Here is a 17,224-nt window from a genome sequence, read left to right on the forward strand (position 1 = left end):
TTAAAACATTTGGATATCTGCCTTTGACATAATCCAACGAAATAACATCCGGAATTATTACTTTATTGCCTCCGAAATTGGAATACCAATAGAGCCATTCGGCTGCTGAATTTTCAATATAGCTGCAATGGTTGCTGCAATATCAGTCATATGGGTCGGCCTGTCCGTTTTTCCATGATTAACCCCCCATCCCATAAATATCAAAGGAATATGAGCATCGTATGGATTCCAAGCTGAGTGACTAGTTCCTGTTGGGTTTGCAGAACCACTACTATACCAGGCAGGATCTAAAATAACCTGAATATTACCACTCCTATCATAATTGTAACCATTAATTATCCGTTCACGAATAACTTTTGGAATTGATGCCGTTTGAACTTTATCCATATCCACAACATAGGTTACTCCTTCTTGCTTTCTCAAGAAATCAATAGCTGCTAATTTAATAGCTTCCATGTCTAAACCCTTCTCTTCAATCACTTTATAGTTAAGATGTCCTTGGTAATTTAACAGACTTATTATCAGTTTTTCTTCTCCAAACTTAGCTTGAAGCACCTTATTTAATTCAGTTAATATCTTACCTGATCCCCAAGCTCCGGCAGGTATATTGTTGTCCTTTAAGAAACTTACATTATGCGCACCACCATGATCTGCAGATAAAAACACCGTATACTCTCCTGCACCCACTTTCTCATCCAGATATTTAAAAAAGCTTGCCAGTTCTTTATCTAATCTCAAATAGGTATCTTCAACCTCAATTGCATTGGGTCCAAATTGATGACCCACATAATCAGTCGATGAAAGACTCAAAGCCAGAAAATCAGTTACAACACCCTGACCTAATTTTTCATTCTCAACGGCGGCTTTTGCCATATCAAAGCTTAATGTATTTCCATAAGGTGAAGTACGAATAGCTCCTGCTCCACTCTTCTTATACAGCTCGGCAGTATTAACAGGGAAAACAGGTTTCTCTGATACACTAAACTTACCTTCATATCTATTATCATCAGCAGAACTTTGTATATAGCTACTAATAGGATATAAAGTTTCCCAGCCTTGATTCAAATATTTCTCTACTAACTTTTGTTTATTAAAACCATCAACCCACGAAGGCAGCTTATCCATATAATAGGTCGAAGTAATGAAATTTCCGGTCTCCCCATCAAACCAATAAGCAGCATCTGCAGCATGTCCTGCAGGCAAAATACTTCCCCTATCTTTAATTGCTACACCAATCACTTTCGATCTGAAATTAGTGGCTAACTTCAACTCATCAGTTATTGTGCTTGCTAACAAATTCCTTGGCGACATCTCCCCTGCATTAGAGGTACTTCCAACTGTACTAACTGTACTATCTTCTGTACAATACATGGTTTCACCAGTAGCATTTATAATAAAATCATTCCCTGCTATTCCATGTATGGAAGGTACAGAACCTGTATAAATTGTTGTATGACCAATCGCAGTTACAGTCGGCACATAGTCAATGTTAGTGTTATCAGCACTAAAACCCTGGTTAATCATCCTCTTAAAGCCATCGCTACCGTATCGGTCATAATAACGATACAGATAATCCCAGCGCATTTGATCAACTACAATTCCCACCACTAACTTTGGTCGTGGTAGTTTTCCTGAATCTCCATTATTATTCTGAGCAAAGGAAACAGAGCTAAATAAGATTAACGCAACTGCAATTGCTACGAAACTATAGGGTACATATTTTCTCATAATGTTTTAAGGTTTTTACAAAAACGAAGCTACGAAATTACTCCTAATTTCCCTATTGCGCTCAGACATAATGAGAACTTTAAAAGTTTTTAATGCTTCTCTACATAATTTTTCAATGACTCCCCAAGTATAAAATTCCAACCCTCTGTAAAGCTTGTAATAGCAAAATTAGGATTATCTTTAGGAAAGCTCTCAAGTCCTTCATGGCTTAATCTTAACCTTGTCTTTTGTTCTCCCTCTTCAAAAAGCTCCCAGGTAACCACTGAATATCCATTGTTATGTTCAGGATAGGTCCAGCTGTAACTGAGCTTATGCGGTGGATCTACGAAAATCACTTCACATTCATGAAGATATTGCACGTTTTCATCTCCGCCGGTGAACTGAAATTTAAATCCTTTTTCAGGTTTAAATTCCTTAAGTGCAAAATACCATTCTTTCATCTGATCCTTGTCGGTAATGGCTTTCCAGACTTTTTGAATGGATGCATTATAAATGCGTTCTACAATCAATGGTTTTGTTTCCATAATATTGGTTTTTAGGTTTGCAGAATATTGTTATCAAATAGTTTTGTCGTTTTGGTGTTCCAAAAAATCTTCCAAGGCATCAAGTTTATGATTCCAAAACTTTCTATAGCGTTCAAGCCACTCATCTACCTCTTTCAGTTTTTGCAGGTCTGTCCTACAATAACGCTCCCTCCCTTCCTGCCGGACAATGATCAACCCACATTCAGTAAGAATCTTAATATGTTTCGAAATGGCCGGACGGCTAACGCTGAAATGTCCAGCAACGGCATTTAAGTTTAGCGATTGGCTACTAAGCAAATCAATAATGTCTCGCCTTGTCGGATCAGATATTGCCTGAAATACGTCTCTTCTCAATTCCATCTATATTAAATCATGATTACAAATATATACGAAACCATTTGGTTACCCAATATTTTTTACACTTTTTTTTCATGGCTGTTGAAGACACTCTACAAACAAGATTGTGCAAAAGGCAGCTATTAGCAGTAGCGACTACACCTTTAAGAAAGAGAAAAAAGTATTATTTCCGATTCCTGCAATAAACAAAAGAGGATAGTTCAATTCAACATCATAATCGACCAAACGATTACTGTTTTACAACAAATTCATGAAAATCGATGATTATTATATATCGGACAGGAAGATTTCAAGAGATTAAACAACACAATGATCAATGCAAATTTGTTAAATATTCGTTAAATAATTTGCAAAATTCAAAGAAGAAGCGTTTATTTACTATGTTTTTGTTAGAAATTTTATAGCTTCTCCTTTGATTTATCTGGGAGGGCTATAAGTTTTCTCTTTAGAGAATAACCACTCCTGAGTTGTAACGTCCAATTATCGTGCCATAGGATAAATAAGTGGATATTTCGGATTGAAACCGACAATATATAAACGAGAAAAGCCTTCTACATGATGTAGAAGGCTTTTTGTGTGGTGCCAGCTGGAATCGAACCAGCGACACAAGGATTTTCAGTCCTTTGCTCTACCAACTGAGCTATGGCACCCTAAACAAAAGAATATTTCTTCGTTTGAGGAATGCAAATGTAGCTTCTTTTTTCATTTTTGGAAACTTTTTTCTAATAAATTTGGAATTAATTCCAATCAAGAAGGTTTCTTGTTGACTATGAGTGTCTTAATTTTCATCAATAATACGCCTTAATACACAATACAACTACTTTGTATTAGACTTGCTTTACATGCTCTTCTACTCCCATCTGATATCTTCGTTGTGTCTGCGTTTTTTTGCGTGTTTTAACGCAGATACAACGGAAGAAGTATTATGAAGGTAATCTAATATATAAAGCAAGGCATTCTTATGAGTAATGCTAATGCAAGTGTTATCAATCAATATGCTATCCGAGGCAGAATGGCTCTGCTGAAAGTTTCCTTTAATTTTTAATAAAACTCATCTTGCAAAGCTTCTAAAGCAACAGAAAGGTAAGCAATCGGAGCATTCCAATTTATCGCGATTTCATTGGTTGCATAAGATTCTGAAACATCCGCGTAAGCTTCGCTCGGGACAGAGCTTGGCAATGCTACACCATCTTGCTCTCCAGGATTTGGACCACCAACTAACATACCAGAAATCGGTTCTTTAACTCCATCTGCAACAGAAGGGCGGTGATGTGGAAACATCGGTGTTTTAGACCCCAACCCTGTAACATATGAATAACCAGTAGCATTACGACCTAATAAATAATCAAGATTAGCCAGAGCATATCTCAAATATTCTTTATAGCCGGTTAAGCGATAAGCCTGAATCAAAGCGATACCTTGATTTGCCGCGTTTGAGTTACTTCCCCAGTTAAAATCACGACGACTTTTACCCATAACTGTTTGATAGGCACTTCCACTAACACCTGCTATATAAGAATCTGCCATATTAATAATACGATTCTTAAGCATTGTAAAATATTCAGGAGCGATACTATCTAATAGTTTTTCATTTCTAGCCAGCGTATAATAACCCAATAGCCGAACATTTGACCAGGTAGGCAACGGCATTGAATTGTCAGGAAATATATTCAGCATTTTTAAATATTGTCCATCACCGGTTGTAACAGAAAGCTCAGACGCTGCCCAGATAAATTCATCGGTAAAATTTCTATCACCATAAGCACCTGTTGTTACCTTAGGCTCATATTTAGTATTCATCTCATCTTGATTGTAGGCAACATTCGGATTCTTTTGTGCCCAGTTCCAAGCAGCAAGCGATGCCTTATAGCAGGAGTCTGCTAATCCGGGAAACTCAACATTATATTCTTTAAAAACACGACTTGCCTGGGCTAATACTGCAGCAAAATCAAGCGTAGCTGCGGTTCCTTTTTGTACAGCATAGCGAGGGTCTTTGGTTACTCCCGGCATAACCATTCCATCAAAAGAAGCGTTGGTAAGTTTATGATAGACTCCACCATCTTCAGGATCTTGCATAGTTAGCATCCAGCGTACATTCCAAAGAATTTCATCTAGCAAATCAGGAGCTTTATTCGTACTCTCTGGAATAGATAGGTTTAAATCCTTAACATAGTCAGGGAAATCTTCATAAATGGAAAGCAATGTGCCGGTCGTAATACCAGAATTGACAATGTATTTATTATAATCGCCTGCATCATACCATCCTCGAGAAGCATTTATGATTGTTCCTGCCGGACGAGTTGTGGTAGCAGCCGAGGGATGAATTAACACTTTATTATCCGGATGTCCGGTTGTTCGATGCCATTTACCTGCAAACTCTTCTGGCAAGGCTGTAGATACACGCTGAAAATAAAAGGCTTTTATGGTAGCTTTGGCCAGTCCGTTATTAACCGAATCTTTAATAGAGAAGGGATAAGAATACCCCAATCCATCTACATAAAGCACATAATCTCCGGGGCTTTTAAAGAATGAAAAATCGGCTATGAAGGTTTTATTCCCATTTAAAGCTGTATCTGCTGATTCTTTTAACTTAAATGCGGTTAATACCGTTTTACTTCTATCGCTCGTTAACAAGCTATAGGTAGAAACATTGGGTGATGTAATAATGGCGAATTTAGGTGCATTAGGGTAAAAACCCAATTGATTTAGCCGTATACTTTCTGATACCTGACCACCCTTTTCTTGCGAGTAGGCTACAGAACAGAATAATAAAAATAGGCAACAAGTTTTAAGAATTAGGCTTATACGGTTTTTCATATGTAAAGAGGTAAGTATCAATTAAAAATATTGGACAAAATAACTAAAAAAACAAACATCCGTTTATATTTGTATCCTCAATTGTAACAAAAATATCAGAAAGAAAGTCTGAGAGGGAGCGTCTGAAATAATAAGATGGATCAAGATAGAAGCAAGAAAAAAGGAAACTCAAGTATTTTTAAACTACTAAAGCCTTACTCAGGAATGATCTTTCTGCTGATATTGTTCGCATTACTCAGCAATGCCTTAAATTTATGGATACCTAAAATCATTGGGGATGGTATAGATGCGTATGAAAACGGAACCTTTGTATTCCGATCGCTAATTATACAATTCATGATTATTATCGTCATTATATTCATCTTCACCTATTTACAAAGCGTTATTCAAACCTATGCATCTGAAATGGTAGCACGTGATTTACGAGCAAAACTTTCTGATAGAATATCTGAACAAAGCTTTGAGTATATTGAAACTGCCAATCCATCGAAATTATTAACCAATTTAACAGCCGATATTGATTCGATTAAACTGTTCGTATCTCAGGCCATTGTATCCTTGGCTTCATCGCTGTTTATCATTGTTGGAGCAAGTATTCTATTACTTTCAATCGACTGGAAACTTGCTTTAGTTGTTCTCGCTATCATCCCGATTCTTGGAATTACATTTTATCTGGTACTCGGAAAAGTGAGATCATTATTCATTCAAAGCAGAGCGGTTATCGACTGGCTTAATAAAGTTATTAGTGAAAGTATTTTGGGTTCTGCAATTATTCGTGTAATTAATTCGCAACAGTTAGAATACGATAAGTTTTTAGAAGCAAATACAAAGGCCAAAGATTTTGGACTGGCAATACTTCGACTTTTTGCAGGACTTATTCCCATAATTATTTTTACAGCTAACCTGGCCGGATTGGCAATTCTATTGCTGGGAGGTAAATTTGTAATTAATGGCAGTATGAGTTTGGGAGATTTCGCTGCGTTTAATAGTTATTTGGCCCTTCTAATTTTCCCAATACTCGTTATTGGCTTTATGAGTAATGTTATAGCGCAAGCCAGTGCTTCTTATGAACGTATCAGCAATATTATTGAAACCAAGCCCTTAGAAGAAACAGGTTCAATAACCAGCGCTTTAAAAGGAAAGATTGAACTTCATGCTGTTAATGTTAGTTATGGTCAGAAACCTGCTTTAAAGAATGTTTCTTTTTCGATTAAACCGGGATCAAAAACTGCAATTATTGGACCTACAGCAGCAGGCAAAACACAGCTCCTGTATTTACTTACAGGCTTAATACAACCTGAATCAGGAACAATTGAGTTTGATAATCATCGCATTGATGAGTATCATTCAGAAGCTTTCCATAGCCAGGTAGGCTTTGTTTTTCAGGATAGTATTATCTTTAACATGAGTATCCGCGAGAATATCGCTTTTAGTGATACGGTAACTGATGAATCCTTGAAAAAGGCAATTGATACTGCAGAACTAAATAATTTCATTGACGAACTTCCTGATCAATTAAATACAATTGTTTCTGAACGGGGATCAAGCCTTTCGGGAGGGCAAAAACAAAGAATCATGCTTGCTCGCGCTTTAGCAGTAAATCCAAAAATACTATTGCTTGATGATTTTACTGCCAGGGTAGACAATAAGACCGAAAGCAAAATATTATCAAACATTCAAAGTAACTATCCGGATTTAACTTTAATATCTGTAACCCAGAAAATTTCATCAATAGAAAAATACGATCAGATTATTTTATTAATGGAGGGTGAAATAATTGCTACAGGCACGCATCAGGAACTAATGAATTCTTGCCCGGAATATATTCAGATTTCTAATTCACAAAAAAGCACCAGCAACTATGAATTATAATCTGAACGAACTTTTTGAACAAGAGAAAAAGAAGTCGACATACGCCGGGCTTAAAGATCTTTTTAAATTAATAGCGCATGAGAGGAAGAACCTGATCATAGCATTCTTCACGATCCTGACAGATGCTACTCTTAATCTTCTTGGCCCTTTTATAATCGGTCATACCATTGATAAATATGTAGTAACGAAGGACTTTCATGGAGTATTGGTTTTTTCGGGGATTTTATTGGCCATGTACATTGGTGCCCTATTCACCAAATACTTACAAACTACATTAATGGGAAGTATTGGTCAGCGTTTATTATATACACTGCGAAATGCTATTTTCAATAAACTGCAATTATTGCCAGTTGCTTTTTTCAATCAGAATAAAGCCGGTGACCTTATCTCGCGCGTTAACAACGATACCGATAAGCTAAACCAGTTTTTCTCTCAGTCGTTGATGCAATTTATCAGTAGCATTGCTTTAATGACCGGGGCAAGTATATTCTTGCTATCAATTAATTTCAAACTGGGTTTAGCTACACTTGTTCCCGCTGTATTGATATTAATTTTCACTCAGCTTGTATCTCCCTGGGTAAAAAGGAAAAATGCGGCTACCTTAAAGAGCATTGGTGGCATGAGTGCAGAAATACAAGAAAGCCTTAACAACTTTAAGGTTATCATCGCTTTTAACCGTCGGGATTACTTTCGAAAACGTTTTAAAGAGACCAATCAGGAGAACTATAATGCTGCCATCGGAGCTGGTTTGGCTAATAATATATTCTTGCCCGTTTATGGTTTATTCTCAAGCCTTGCCCAGCTAATTGTATTGGCTTATGGTATTTATTTAATTTCTATTGGTGAATTTACAATCGGTTTATTGGTAAGTTACCTTTCTTACGCTGTCAATTTATATAACCCTTTAAGGCAACTGGCTTCACTTTGGTCAACATTTCAAGTAGCCATGGCAGGTTGGGATCGGATTTCTCAAATACTGTCTTTAGAAAGCAATTTAGCTATTTCTGATAGTAACGTTAAAGAACCTTCAGCTGCTTTATTAGAATTTAGAAACGTTTCTTTCGCTTATCCGAATGGAAAAGAAATCTTACATGATATCAATCTGAAATTAGAACGTGGTAAAACCTATGCTTTGGTTGGCCCAACCGGAGGAGGAAAAACTACCACTGCATCATTAATGGCACGTTTATATGATCCTACAGAAGGAAGTGTTCTTCTTGACGGTAAAGATATAAGATCATATAAGCCCGATGAGCGCTCACAAAAAATTGGTTTTATCTTGCAGGAACCTTTTCTATTTACAGACACCATACAAGACAATATTCTTTATGGAAACGAGACTTACTCGAATTATAACAGCGAGCAACTAACTGAATTAATACAGACTTCGGGACTGGGAGAGTTACTAGCTATTTTTGAAAGCGGCCTTGAAACTAAAGTTCTTTCAAGTGGAGATAGCATTAGCTTAGGGCAGCGACAAGTAATTGCATTTATGCGTGCTGTTTTAAGAAACCCTGAAATACTGATCCTGGATGAAGCCACAGCTAATATTGATACCGTAACGGAGCAATTATTAGAGAAAATATTAAAAAAACTACCCGAAAGCACAACGCGGGTTATTATTGCCCACCGTTTGAATACAATAGAGAATGCGGATGAGATATTTTTCATTAATTCGGGAGAAGTAACGCTTGCAGGCTCTTTTAATGAAGCTGTTGATAGATTAATGCATGGAAAAAGAAGTAGTTAATTCATAATTGTCTGCTTAATTCAATTTCTATATAAATTTTCAAAAAAATATCAAATTAATTACCCTTGTATTCAATTTAGCTTTACATTTGTTACATGTTCAAGAGGCAGATTGCTTTCATACTTATCTTAACGCTAGTAACATCTAGCTTTAGTAGATTTTTTATCTATGCTGGCTTCGAACTTAACCGCGATTATATTTCTTCAACACTTTGTGAGAATATAGACATGCCTGAATTACATTGTAACGGACAGTGTTATTTGGCAAAGAAAATTCAACAAGCTCAGGAAAAGGAGAAAAATAATACACAAGATCAAAAGAAAGGTAACTATCAAGAAGCTTTCATTACTCAAAAGGTTGTTTTAATAACTCCCTTTACGTATGTAGAGACCTTTACGGCTACGGAAATGCCTTTCGATCTTCCGGTACAGCCAGCAACAATCTTCCACCCTCCAAAGATCAACTCAAGCATCTTAATAGGATAAATTTCATTTGTCCGCATTATTAATTCATAAGAAGCTTATATTATTATATAGGTGGGCTATGACCTATAATTTCATGCTTAGGATATAAAATCCTTCAATATTAACTTAATGAAATCTTTCAGATACTATTATCTGTTGATGGTTTTCGTGGTGCTTTCTATTTCAGCAAATGCACAAGATGGAACCATTACCGGACATATTTATGACTCGCAGACGCGCCAGCCATTGGTTGGAGTTACAATCAAAAATCAAGCAGAGGCATTGCTCTCTCAGTCAGAGCAAGGTGGTTATTTTAAGATCAACTTAAATTCACCCGACAGCCTTATTCAGGTTGCTATGCTTGGATACAAAACTCAATGGGTTAAAATCAATCAAAATAATAATGACCTCAATATTCAATTGGATGAAGATGCAATTAACTTAAATGAGGTTCGGGTAACCGGATTTAATGAAGGCAGAAGCAATAAAGAAACTGCTGGCTCAATTGGGTTAATTACTACAAAAAACATAGAAAGAGGAAATGGTCTTTCTATACAACCGGCTCTGAATTCAATTCCGGGTGTTAAAATGGAACAGAGTACTCTTTCTGAAGCAAGAATATCTATCAGAGGAAACGGGGTTCGTGCAAGCTATGGAATCCGGAATATTAAAATATACGTTAACGAAATTCCAGTTACTGAAGCAGATGGAACAACGCGTATAGAAGCTTTGGATATGAACAGTATTGGACGGGCTGAAATAATTAAGGGCCCGGCATCCAGCATTTACGGAGCAGGTGTAGGTGGTGTTATTAATTTTCAATTGCAGCGCTCTCCTTATCAGGAACAAAGCATTGAACTAAGCGGCCAAGTAGGTTCTTATAATTTGCATCGCTTTGCCACAACTTATAGAAATGGTGGTGATAAAATGAATAGCTATGTATCTGTAGGATGGCAAGAATATGATGGCTATAGAGAACATAGCAGCGATATGCGCCGTTTCATGACTGCTAACTTTCAATTTTTCCCGAGCGACAAGCGTATTATAACCGTACTTTTAAATCGGACAACTCAACATTCGCAAATACCGGGCGGCTTGACCTTAGATCAGGTTAATACCGATCCGACTCAAGCAAACGCTTCAAACTTAGATAAACAAGCAGGAAGGTATCAAAACTGGACGCGGATTGGTCTAGGCCAACGCTATCAATTCAATGATCAATTCTCTAATAGCAGCAGTGTTTTTACCTATTTCTATGATTTGGATCATCCTCTACCCTATGCTTATCTGAGAAATTACTATCAAAGCTACGGAGGTAGAACTCGTTTTACTTACGAACCAAATTTTGCTATTCTTCCAACCCAGTTCACTCTTGGTGCAGAATTCAATAACGGAATTACCAAAGGATCTCAATTTGTAAACAATCAAGGTACAGAAGGTGCTATAAATTCTACCATTGACTATAACAATGATAATTTCTCATTATTCTATCAATCAATCACAGAACTAAGTGAAAATACCGATCTTATTTTAGGTTTAAGTTATAACAGCTTAAATTATAACGTTAAAAACTATCTGGATAAAACACAGAGTGGGACCAAGAAATTTGACCCGCAAGTTTCACCCAGGATAGCACTTAGCCATAACTTTGGTGAGGCATTAAGCCTGCATGCAAGTGTTAGCTCAGGTTTTTCTCCTCCTTCTAGTTCAGAAATAAAAAATGTAGACGGACTTATTAATCCTGAAATTCAGGCAGAAAAAGCCATAAATTATGAAATTAATGCAAAGGGTAATTTATTAAAATCAAAACTGGCTTATGATCTGTCTCTTTTCAAAATGGATATGAAAGGCGAATTAATTGCTCAATCAGTTCAACAAGGCATCACGATCTATAATAATTCGGGAAAAACTATCCACAATGGTATAGAGCTTGCCCTGTCTTACCAGCTTTTAAATGAAGAAAATAGTAATATCATTACCAGTCTGCGTCCATTCACAGCAATAACTTACTCAGATTTTAAATTTGACGATTATAAAAAACTCAACGCCGATAATGAAGTTATAGCAGACTATAGTGGCAATGAACTTACAGGTATTGCACCTTGGGTAGTTATGGCAGGATTAGACCTGGAAACAAAACTGGGCTTGTATTTTTATGGTAGTTATTTCTATAATGATAAAACTCCTCTGAATGATGCCAATACAGACTATCACTCATCTTACCATATTGTAAATACAAAAATAGGATTTAAAAAACAGCTGAATGAGGTGTTTGTAGTAAATATATATGGTGGAATAGACAATCTGTTGAATAAAAAGTATAGTTCTATTCTTTCATTAAATGCTACTGGTTTTGGAGGTGCTGCTCCTGCTTATTACAATCCATCTCCTGAACGAAATGGCTATGCAGGTCTCAGTATTAAATATTTATTATAATAAAAAGAACAATGTTAATTACAGTTAAAATGAAACATACAATTCAATTAATCGTTGCTTCTTTTTTCATTATTCTGCTTGCATCATGCGAGCAGAGTAATGAAAAAGGCATGGATATAAAATCCATTGATAATGAAAGTGCGGATGCTATTAACCCATATCTTACAAAAGATCAGAATGGGAATATAGTCATGAGCTGGACTTCAAAAGACCCGATAGATTCACTGTATCGATTAAAATATGCGCTATATAATGAAAGCGATAATACATTTGGTGAGATTATAACGGTTCCGACTTCCGCAGACTTAAGCACTTCGCCAGAAAGTATGGGGAAGGTTGCTTTTAAAGCTGATGGCACAATAATCGCTGTTTTCGGAAAGAAAATTGAAAGTCATGTAAACTCTTTCGCAGGAGCAATTTACTACAGTGTTTCTACAGATAACGGCAAAAACTGGTCGGCAGAAGAGATTATACATTCAGATACTTCACAAAATACAAGCCATAGCTTTTTTGACATAGAAACACTTAAGGATGGAGAAGTAGCAGCCGTTTGGTTAGACGGAAGGTTTAGCTCAACTGAAAAGGGATCTGCCTTGTTTTTCGCAAAAACAGAAGGTAACATCTTTGGAATAGATACTCTTTTAGATACAAACACCTGCGAATGCTGCAGAACAGACATCCTCTCTGATGATATGGGTAATATCCACATCGCTTACAGAAGTATTGCTCTTCCTGGCGGTGTGTTTGGAAAACAGGTTAGAGATATGGTATATCTTTCATCAAACGATGGAGGAGAATCCTTTTCAACGATAAAACCAATCAGTGCAGATAACTGGCAAGTTGAAGGTTGCCCACACACTGGCCCAAGCCTTGCTGTAATTAATCAACAAGTTAATGCAGTTTGGTTTACTGCTGGCGGAGGTGCTGGCTTATATTATACATCTTCTCCAAATCTATCTGAAGACTTTAAAAACCGCTCTTTACTTAGCGCTAATGGAAGACATCCTCAAATGGCCACATTCGCTCAAAATAAGCTAGCAGTTGTTTATGAAGAAAATGCAGTAACTCCTTCTAATGCAATGGAAGAAAACAATGCGCATGCATCTATGAAAATGCATAATGCAAGTATGGATATGAACATGGACACGACAGAAATGGTTATGGAACATTCAGCTATGGAAAAGGCTGATAAAGCACAAATAGTTCTTCAGCTAATTGAAAATGGAAATAAAACTGAAACGATAAAAGTTACCGATGGAAAACAACCCAATCATCATGCAGTTATTGCTCCTATTAATAATGAGGTACTTGTAGCCTGGATACACGAAGAAAACGGAAAAGCATCAATCAACTATTCTAGAATATTTTAGCAATTAAAGAATTTATACTTAAACATGGTCACATTTTATTAATTTCGTTAACGGGATCAGTTAATATATCATGCTCCCATAATCTTATATAGAATTGTATCATGCAGAAAATATACTTGAGTGATGCCGGACCAAAGGTTTCTCCAGCTATTTATGGGTTTTATAGATGGGATAAGGTAGAGAACATTTCTTCTACCATGGAAAGAATTGTAAACTTATGTCTTGACTTAGGAATAAACACCTTTGATCATGGCGACAGCTATGGATCTTATCATTGCGAAGAGATCTTTGGAGATCTTCTTCATAAAAAAACGATAAAAAGAGACGATGTAGTTTTATTTACAAAATGTGGGTTAAAAACACCCAATGCAAATAATCCGGAAACAAGAATCAGTCACTACGATACATCTGGAGATCATATTATAAAAAGTGTTGAGTCTTCTCTTAAGAAACTAAAAACAGATTATATTGATATCTTTTTGCTCGATCATTTAGATCCTATTTCGGACCTTGAAACAACTGCCCAAACCTTAGAAAATCTAAAGAAATCAGGAAAGATCAGAAACATTGGCGTATCCAATTTCTCTGTATTTCAACATCAATTGCTGGCAACTTATTTAAGTATTCCTATTGTAACCAATCACATTGAGCTAAATCTGTTAAATGTTAAAGCAATGGATAATGGGCAGGTAGATTATATTAAGCAACGTTATATGCGCCCATTAGCTTCTACTCCGTTAGCAGATGGAAGAATTGCAACCGGTCAAGATGAACAGGCCATCCGGGTTCGTAAGAAATTGGAAGAAATAAGTTTAAAATATAATGCTGATATCGAATCAGTTGCCGCAGCATGGCTAATCAAACTGGGTGCTCTCCCATTAATTGGAACGAGGGATGAGAATCGTATCAAGAATATCGCAAATGCATTCAATATCGATCTTGACCATCAAGACTGGTACGAACTCTATAATACTACGCGCGGTATTTTATAATACAATTGAGGATATTAGTTAATTGCAGAATTAATATCCTCAATTAAATCTTCTATATTCTCTAAACCAACTGAAAGCCTCAGCAAATTTCTTGGTGTCTTTGTATTCGGCCCTTCTATTGTAGCCCGATGCTCTATCAAACTTTCAACACCACCAAGGCTCGTTGCCTGCGTAAATATTTTTGTGGAATTAGCCACTTTAGCAGCCTCTGCCTCTCCTCCTTTTACCAAAAACGATAACATACCGCCAAAGTCCGGATAGAAAACTTCCTCTACTTTTGGATTAGATTTTAGAAACGATGTGAGCTGCTTAGCATTTTCTAAATGGCCACGCATACGATAGGGCAATGTTTTTATGCCACGCACAGTCAGGTAGCAATCAAAAGGTGACAAGACAGCGCCTGCCAGCTCCTGTACTTTAAGTATTCTATCCCAAAATTCATTCTTTTCTTTAGTTACCAAAGCACCTCCAAGCGTATCACTATGTCCGCCCAGATATTTGGTGGTTGAGTGCATCACCAAATCAGCGCCCAGCTTTAATGGGTTTTGGAAAATAGGAGTTGCAAAGGTATTATCGCAACAAACAATTACTTTATGTTCTTTTGCAATATCAGTAATTGCTTTAATATCACTAAGCTTTAAAAGTGGATTTGATGGTGTTTCCAACCAAATTAACTTGGTGTTTTTCTTGATTGAATTTCGCACTTCTTGGAGATCTGACATATCTACATAGTCGATTTCCAGAATTCCTTTATATACTACATTTAATAAGTTACGCAAACCATGATACATATCCGTTGGTGCCAAGACATGGCTGCCAGGCAACAAAGCTTGAAATACTGCTCCACCAGCTGCGTTTCCAGAAGAAAAAGCACTGGCAGCTACCCCATACTCAAGTTTAGAAAGAACGTTCTCTAAAGAAGCACGATTCGGGTTGGCAATACGCGTGTACATATACCCACTTGGGTAACCTCCATCTTCTCCTCTCTCATATGTTGTTGATAATGTGATGGGCTCAATAACTGCCCCGGTAGCTGCATCTACTCGATTTCCTGCATGGATTGCAATAGTTTCAATTTTCATGTTCTAATATTAATTAGACTGTATCAGACTCTTTTATCCGATACTCAAAGATGCGAATAAAGAATAAAAAACACAGTAATCTCCATAAAAAAAGTAGTCATTCTTTTTCACAATAACTACTTTTTTATTAAGTCTTAAGCTAAGGCTTTTGGACCATAAATCGTGGATTAGCTCTAAACCAATCGCATAATTCTCTGGTTACAACCTTATCAATATCGATCCCCATAGCCTTAGTAACTCCTTCTCCATAAGCAGGGTCAGCAATATAGCAGTTTTGAGCATGTCTGATCTTAATGAACTCTTCGGCTCCATTAATAGCACGAGCGGTGTTATCAAACAACAATTGCTGTTTTTCAGGAGTCATTAATCGGAACAAGTTTCCAGGCTGTGTATAATGATCATTATCATCTTGGTAATGATCCCAATTATCAGCATCTCCCTCTAATGGCAATGCTGGTTCTTTTGCGCTCGGCGTATCATTCCAGGCACCATAACTATTAGGCTGATAGTGTGTTTTCGCACCATAATTTCCATCTACGCGCATTGCTCCATCTCTGTGGAAAGAATTAACAGGACACTTTGCCTGATTAACGGGAATCAGATTATGATTTACTCCTAAACGATAGCGTTGAGCATCTCCATAAGAGAACAAACGCCCTTGCAGCATCTTATCTGGAGAGAAGCCAATTCCTTCAACAATATTTGCCGGGTTAAAAGCAGCTTGCTCCACTTCAGCGAAATAATTCTCCGGATTTCTATTCAATTCAAAGAAGCCAACATCAATTAATGGAAACTCTCCTTTAGGCCAAACCTTTGTTAAATCAAAAGGATTATGATAATGAGCTTTAGCCTGTTCAGTTGTCATAACCTGGATCTTCATATCCCAGCGAGGGAATTCACCTTTCTCAATACTATAAAACAGATCTCGTTGGGCACTTTCACGATCATGACCAACCAACTCAGCAGCTTGGGCATCACTTAAATTTTCAATTCCTTGCTTCGTAACGAAGTGAAACTTCACCCATACACGTTCATTGTTTGCATTCAGCATACTATAGGTATGGCTTCCGAAACCATGCATGTAACGCATCGACAGAGGGATTCCTCTATCGCTCATTACTATGGTTACTTGATGCAGAGATTCTGGTACGGATGTCCAGAAATCCCAATTATTATTCGCACTCCGTAAGTTTGTCTTAGGATCGCGTTTTACCGCATGGTTTAAATCTGGAAATCTTAAAGGATCCTTAAAGAAGAACACCGGCGTATTATTACCTACCAAATCCCAATTACCCTCATCGGTATAGAACTTCATCGCAAAGCCTCTTATATCGCGCTCTGCATCGGCTGCGCCGCGTTCACCAGCCACCGTTGAAAAGCGAACAAACATATCTGTCTGCTTTCCTATTGTAGAAAATAAACTAGCCTTGGAATATTTAGTTATATCATGCGTAACAGTAAATGTGCCATAAGCACCTGATCCTTTAGCATGCATTCTTCGTTCGGGAATTACTTCACGATCAAAATGAGCCAATTTTTCCAAAAACCAAACATCCTGTAATAAAACGGGACCTCTGGGTCCAGCGGTCTGAACATTTGTATTATCCGCAATAGGTCTTCCATTGGTGGACGTCAACCTGTCATCTCTTTTTTCCATAATTCTCTAAAAAGCTTCTAAACAATTAATAAATATTGATCCTAATATACAATTTTTAAGAATATGAACTAAACACAAAAAGACTCGATGATTATCTCTTAAATATTCTAAAGATTGGAACTATACAAGAAATAAAATTTATTGTATATTTGAATAAATATATAGTCTATAAAAT

General features: G+C 36.8%; 12 protein-coding genes and 1 tRNA gene. 6 read left to right on the plus strand and 7 right to left on the minus strand.

Annotated elements, in window-relative coordinates:
* Window positions 1-57: 57 nt before the first annotated feature.
* From pafA to C8N28_RS03925, 5 genes are all read right to left on the minus strand, one after another.
* Window positions 58-1,728 (minus strand): alkaline phosphatase PafA, encoded by a 1,671-nt coding sequence (gene pafA, locus C8N28_RS03905; RefSeq protein WP_132221716.1) that lies wholly within the window; start codon window positions 1,726-1,728, stop codon window positions 58-60.
* Window positions 1,729-1,817: 89 nt separating this feature from the next.
* On the minus strand, window positions 1,818-2,252 hold the full coding sequence (locus tag C8N28_RS03910; protein WP_132221718.1) for an SRPBCC family protein: 435 nt from the start codon (window positions 2,250-2,252) through the stop codon (window positions 1,818-1,820).
* A gap of 33 nt (window positions 2,253-2,285) precedes the next feature.
* A complete protein-coding gene (locus tag C8N28_RS03915) occupies window positions 2,286-2,612 on the minus strand; it encodes an ArsR/SmtB family transcription factor (protein WP_221410184.1) in 327 nt (108 codons plus the stop codon).
* A 574-nt stretch (window positions 2,613-3,186) separates the two neighbouring features.
* A tRNA-Phe gene (locus C8N28_RS03920) sits at window positions 3,187-3,259 on the minus strand.
* 391 nt (window positions 3,260-3,650) lie between these two features.
* A complete protein-coding gene (locus C8N28_RS03925; RefSeq protein WP_132221720.1) occupies window positions 3,651-5,426 on the minus strand; it encodes a glycoside hydrolase family 9 protein in 1,776 nt (591 codons plus the stop codon).
* Between the two features lie 135 nt (window positions 5,427-5,561).
* Here C8N28_RS03925 and C8N28_RS03930 point away from each other — a divergent pair, with 135 nt between their 5' ends.
* The 6 genes from C8N28_RS03930 (at window position 5,562) to C8N28_RS03955 (ending at window position 14,310) form a co-directional block, all read left to right on the plus strand.
* Window positions 5,562-7,298, plus strand: coding sequence for an ABC transporter ATP-binding protein (locus tag C8N28_RS03930; protein WP_132221722.1), 1,737 nt, complete (start codon window positions 5,562-5,564; stop codon window positions 7,296-7,298).
* Window positions 7,288-9,048 (plus strand): ABC transporter ATP-binding protein, encoded by a 1,761-nt coding sequence (locus tag C8N28_RS03935; protein WP_132221724.1) that lies wholly within the window; start codon window positions 7,288-7,290, stop codon window positions 9,046-9,048. The genes C8N28_RS03930 and C8N28_RS03935 overlap by 11 nt, the downstream gene beginning before the upstream one ends.
* A gap of 95 nt (window positions 9,049-9,143) precedes the next feature.
* Window positions 9,144-9,533, plus strand: a complete 390-nt coding sequence (locus tag C8N28_RS03940; protein WP_132221726.1) for a hypothetical protein — start codon at window positions 9,144-9,146, stop codon at window positions 9,531-9,533.
* 108 nt (window positions 9,534-9,641) lie between these two features.
* A complete protein-coding gene (locus C8N28_RS03945; RefSeq protein ID WP_132221728.1) occupies window positions 9,642-11,948 on the plus strand; it encodes a TonB-dependent receptor in 2,307 nt (768 codons plus the stop codon).
* A 29-nt stretch (window positions 11,949-11,977) separates the two neighbouring features.
* Window positions 11,978-13,318, plus strand: a complete 1,341-nt coding sequence (locus C8N28_RS03950; RefSeq protein WP_165870297.1) for a sialidase family protein — start codon at window positions 11,978-11,980, stop codon at window positions 13,316-13,318.
* A 101-nt stretch (window positions 13,319-13,419) separates the two neighbouring features.
* Entirely contained in the window at window positions 13,420-14,310 is an 891-nt protein-coding gene (locus C8N28_RS03955) for an aldo/keto reductase (RefSeq protein ID WP_132221732.1), read from the plus strand.
* 14 nt (window positions 14,311-14,324) lie between these two features.
* Here the strand turns inward: C8N28_RS03955 and C8N28_RS03960 are convergent, their stop codons facing one another.
* Window positions 14,325-15,392 carry a trans-sulfuration enzyme family protein gene (locus C8N28_RS03960; protein WP_132221734.1) on the minus strand — a complete coding sequence of 356 codons (1,068 nt, stop codon included), beginning with the start codon at window positions 15,390-15,392 and terminating at the stop codon, window positions 14,325-14,327.
* Window positions 15,393-15,531: 139 nt separating this feature from the next.
* Entirely contained in the window at window positions 15,532-17,049 is a 1,518-nt protein-coding gene (locus C8N28_RS03965; RefSeq protein ID WP_132221736.1) for a catalase, read from the minus strand.
* Window positions 17,050-17,224 lie beyond the last annotated feature (175 nt).

The sequence above is a fragment of the Albibacterium bauzanense genome (genome assembly GCF_004339765.1).
GTDB lineage: Bacteria > Bacteroidota > Bacteroidia > Sphingobacteriales > Sphingobacteriaceae > Albibacterium > Albibacterium bauzanense.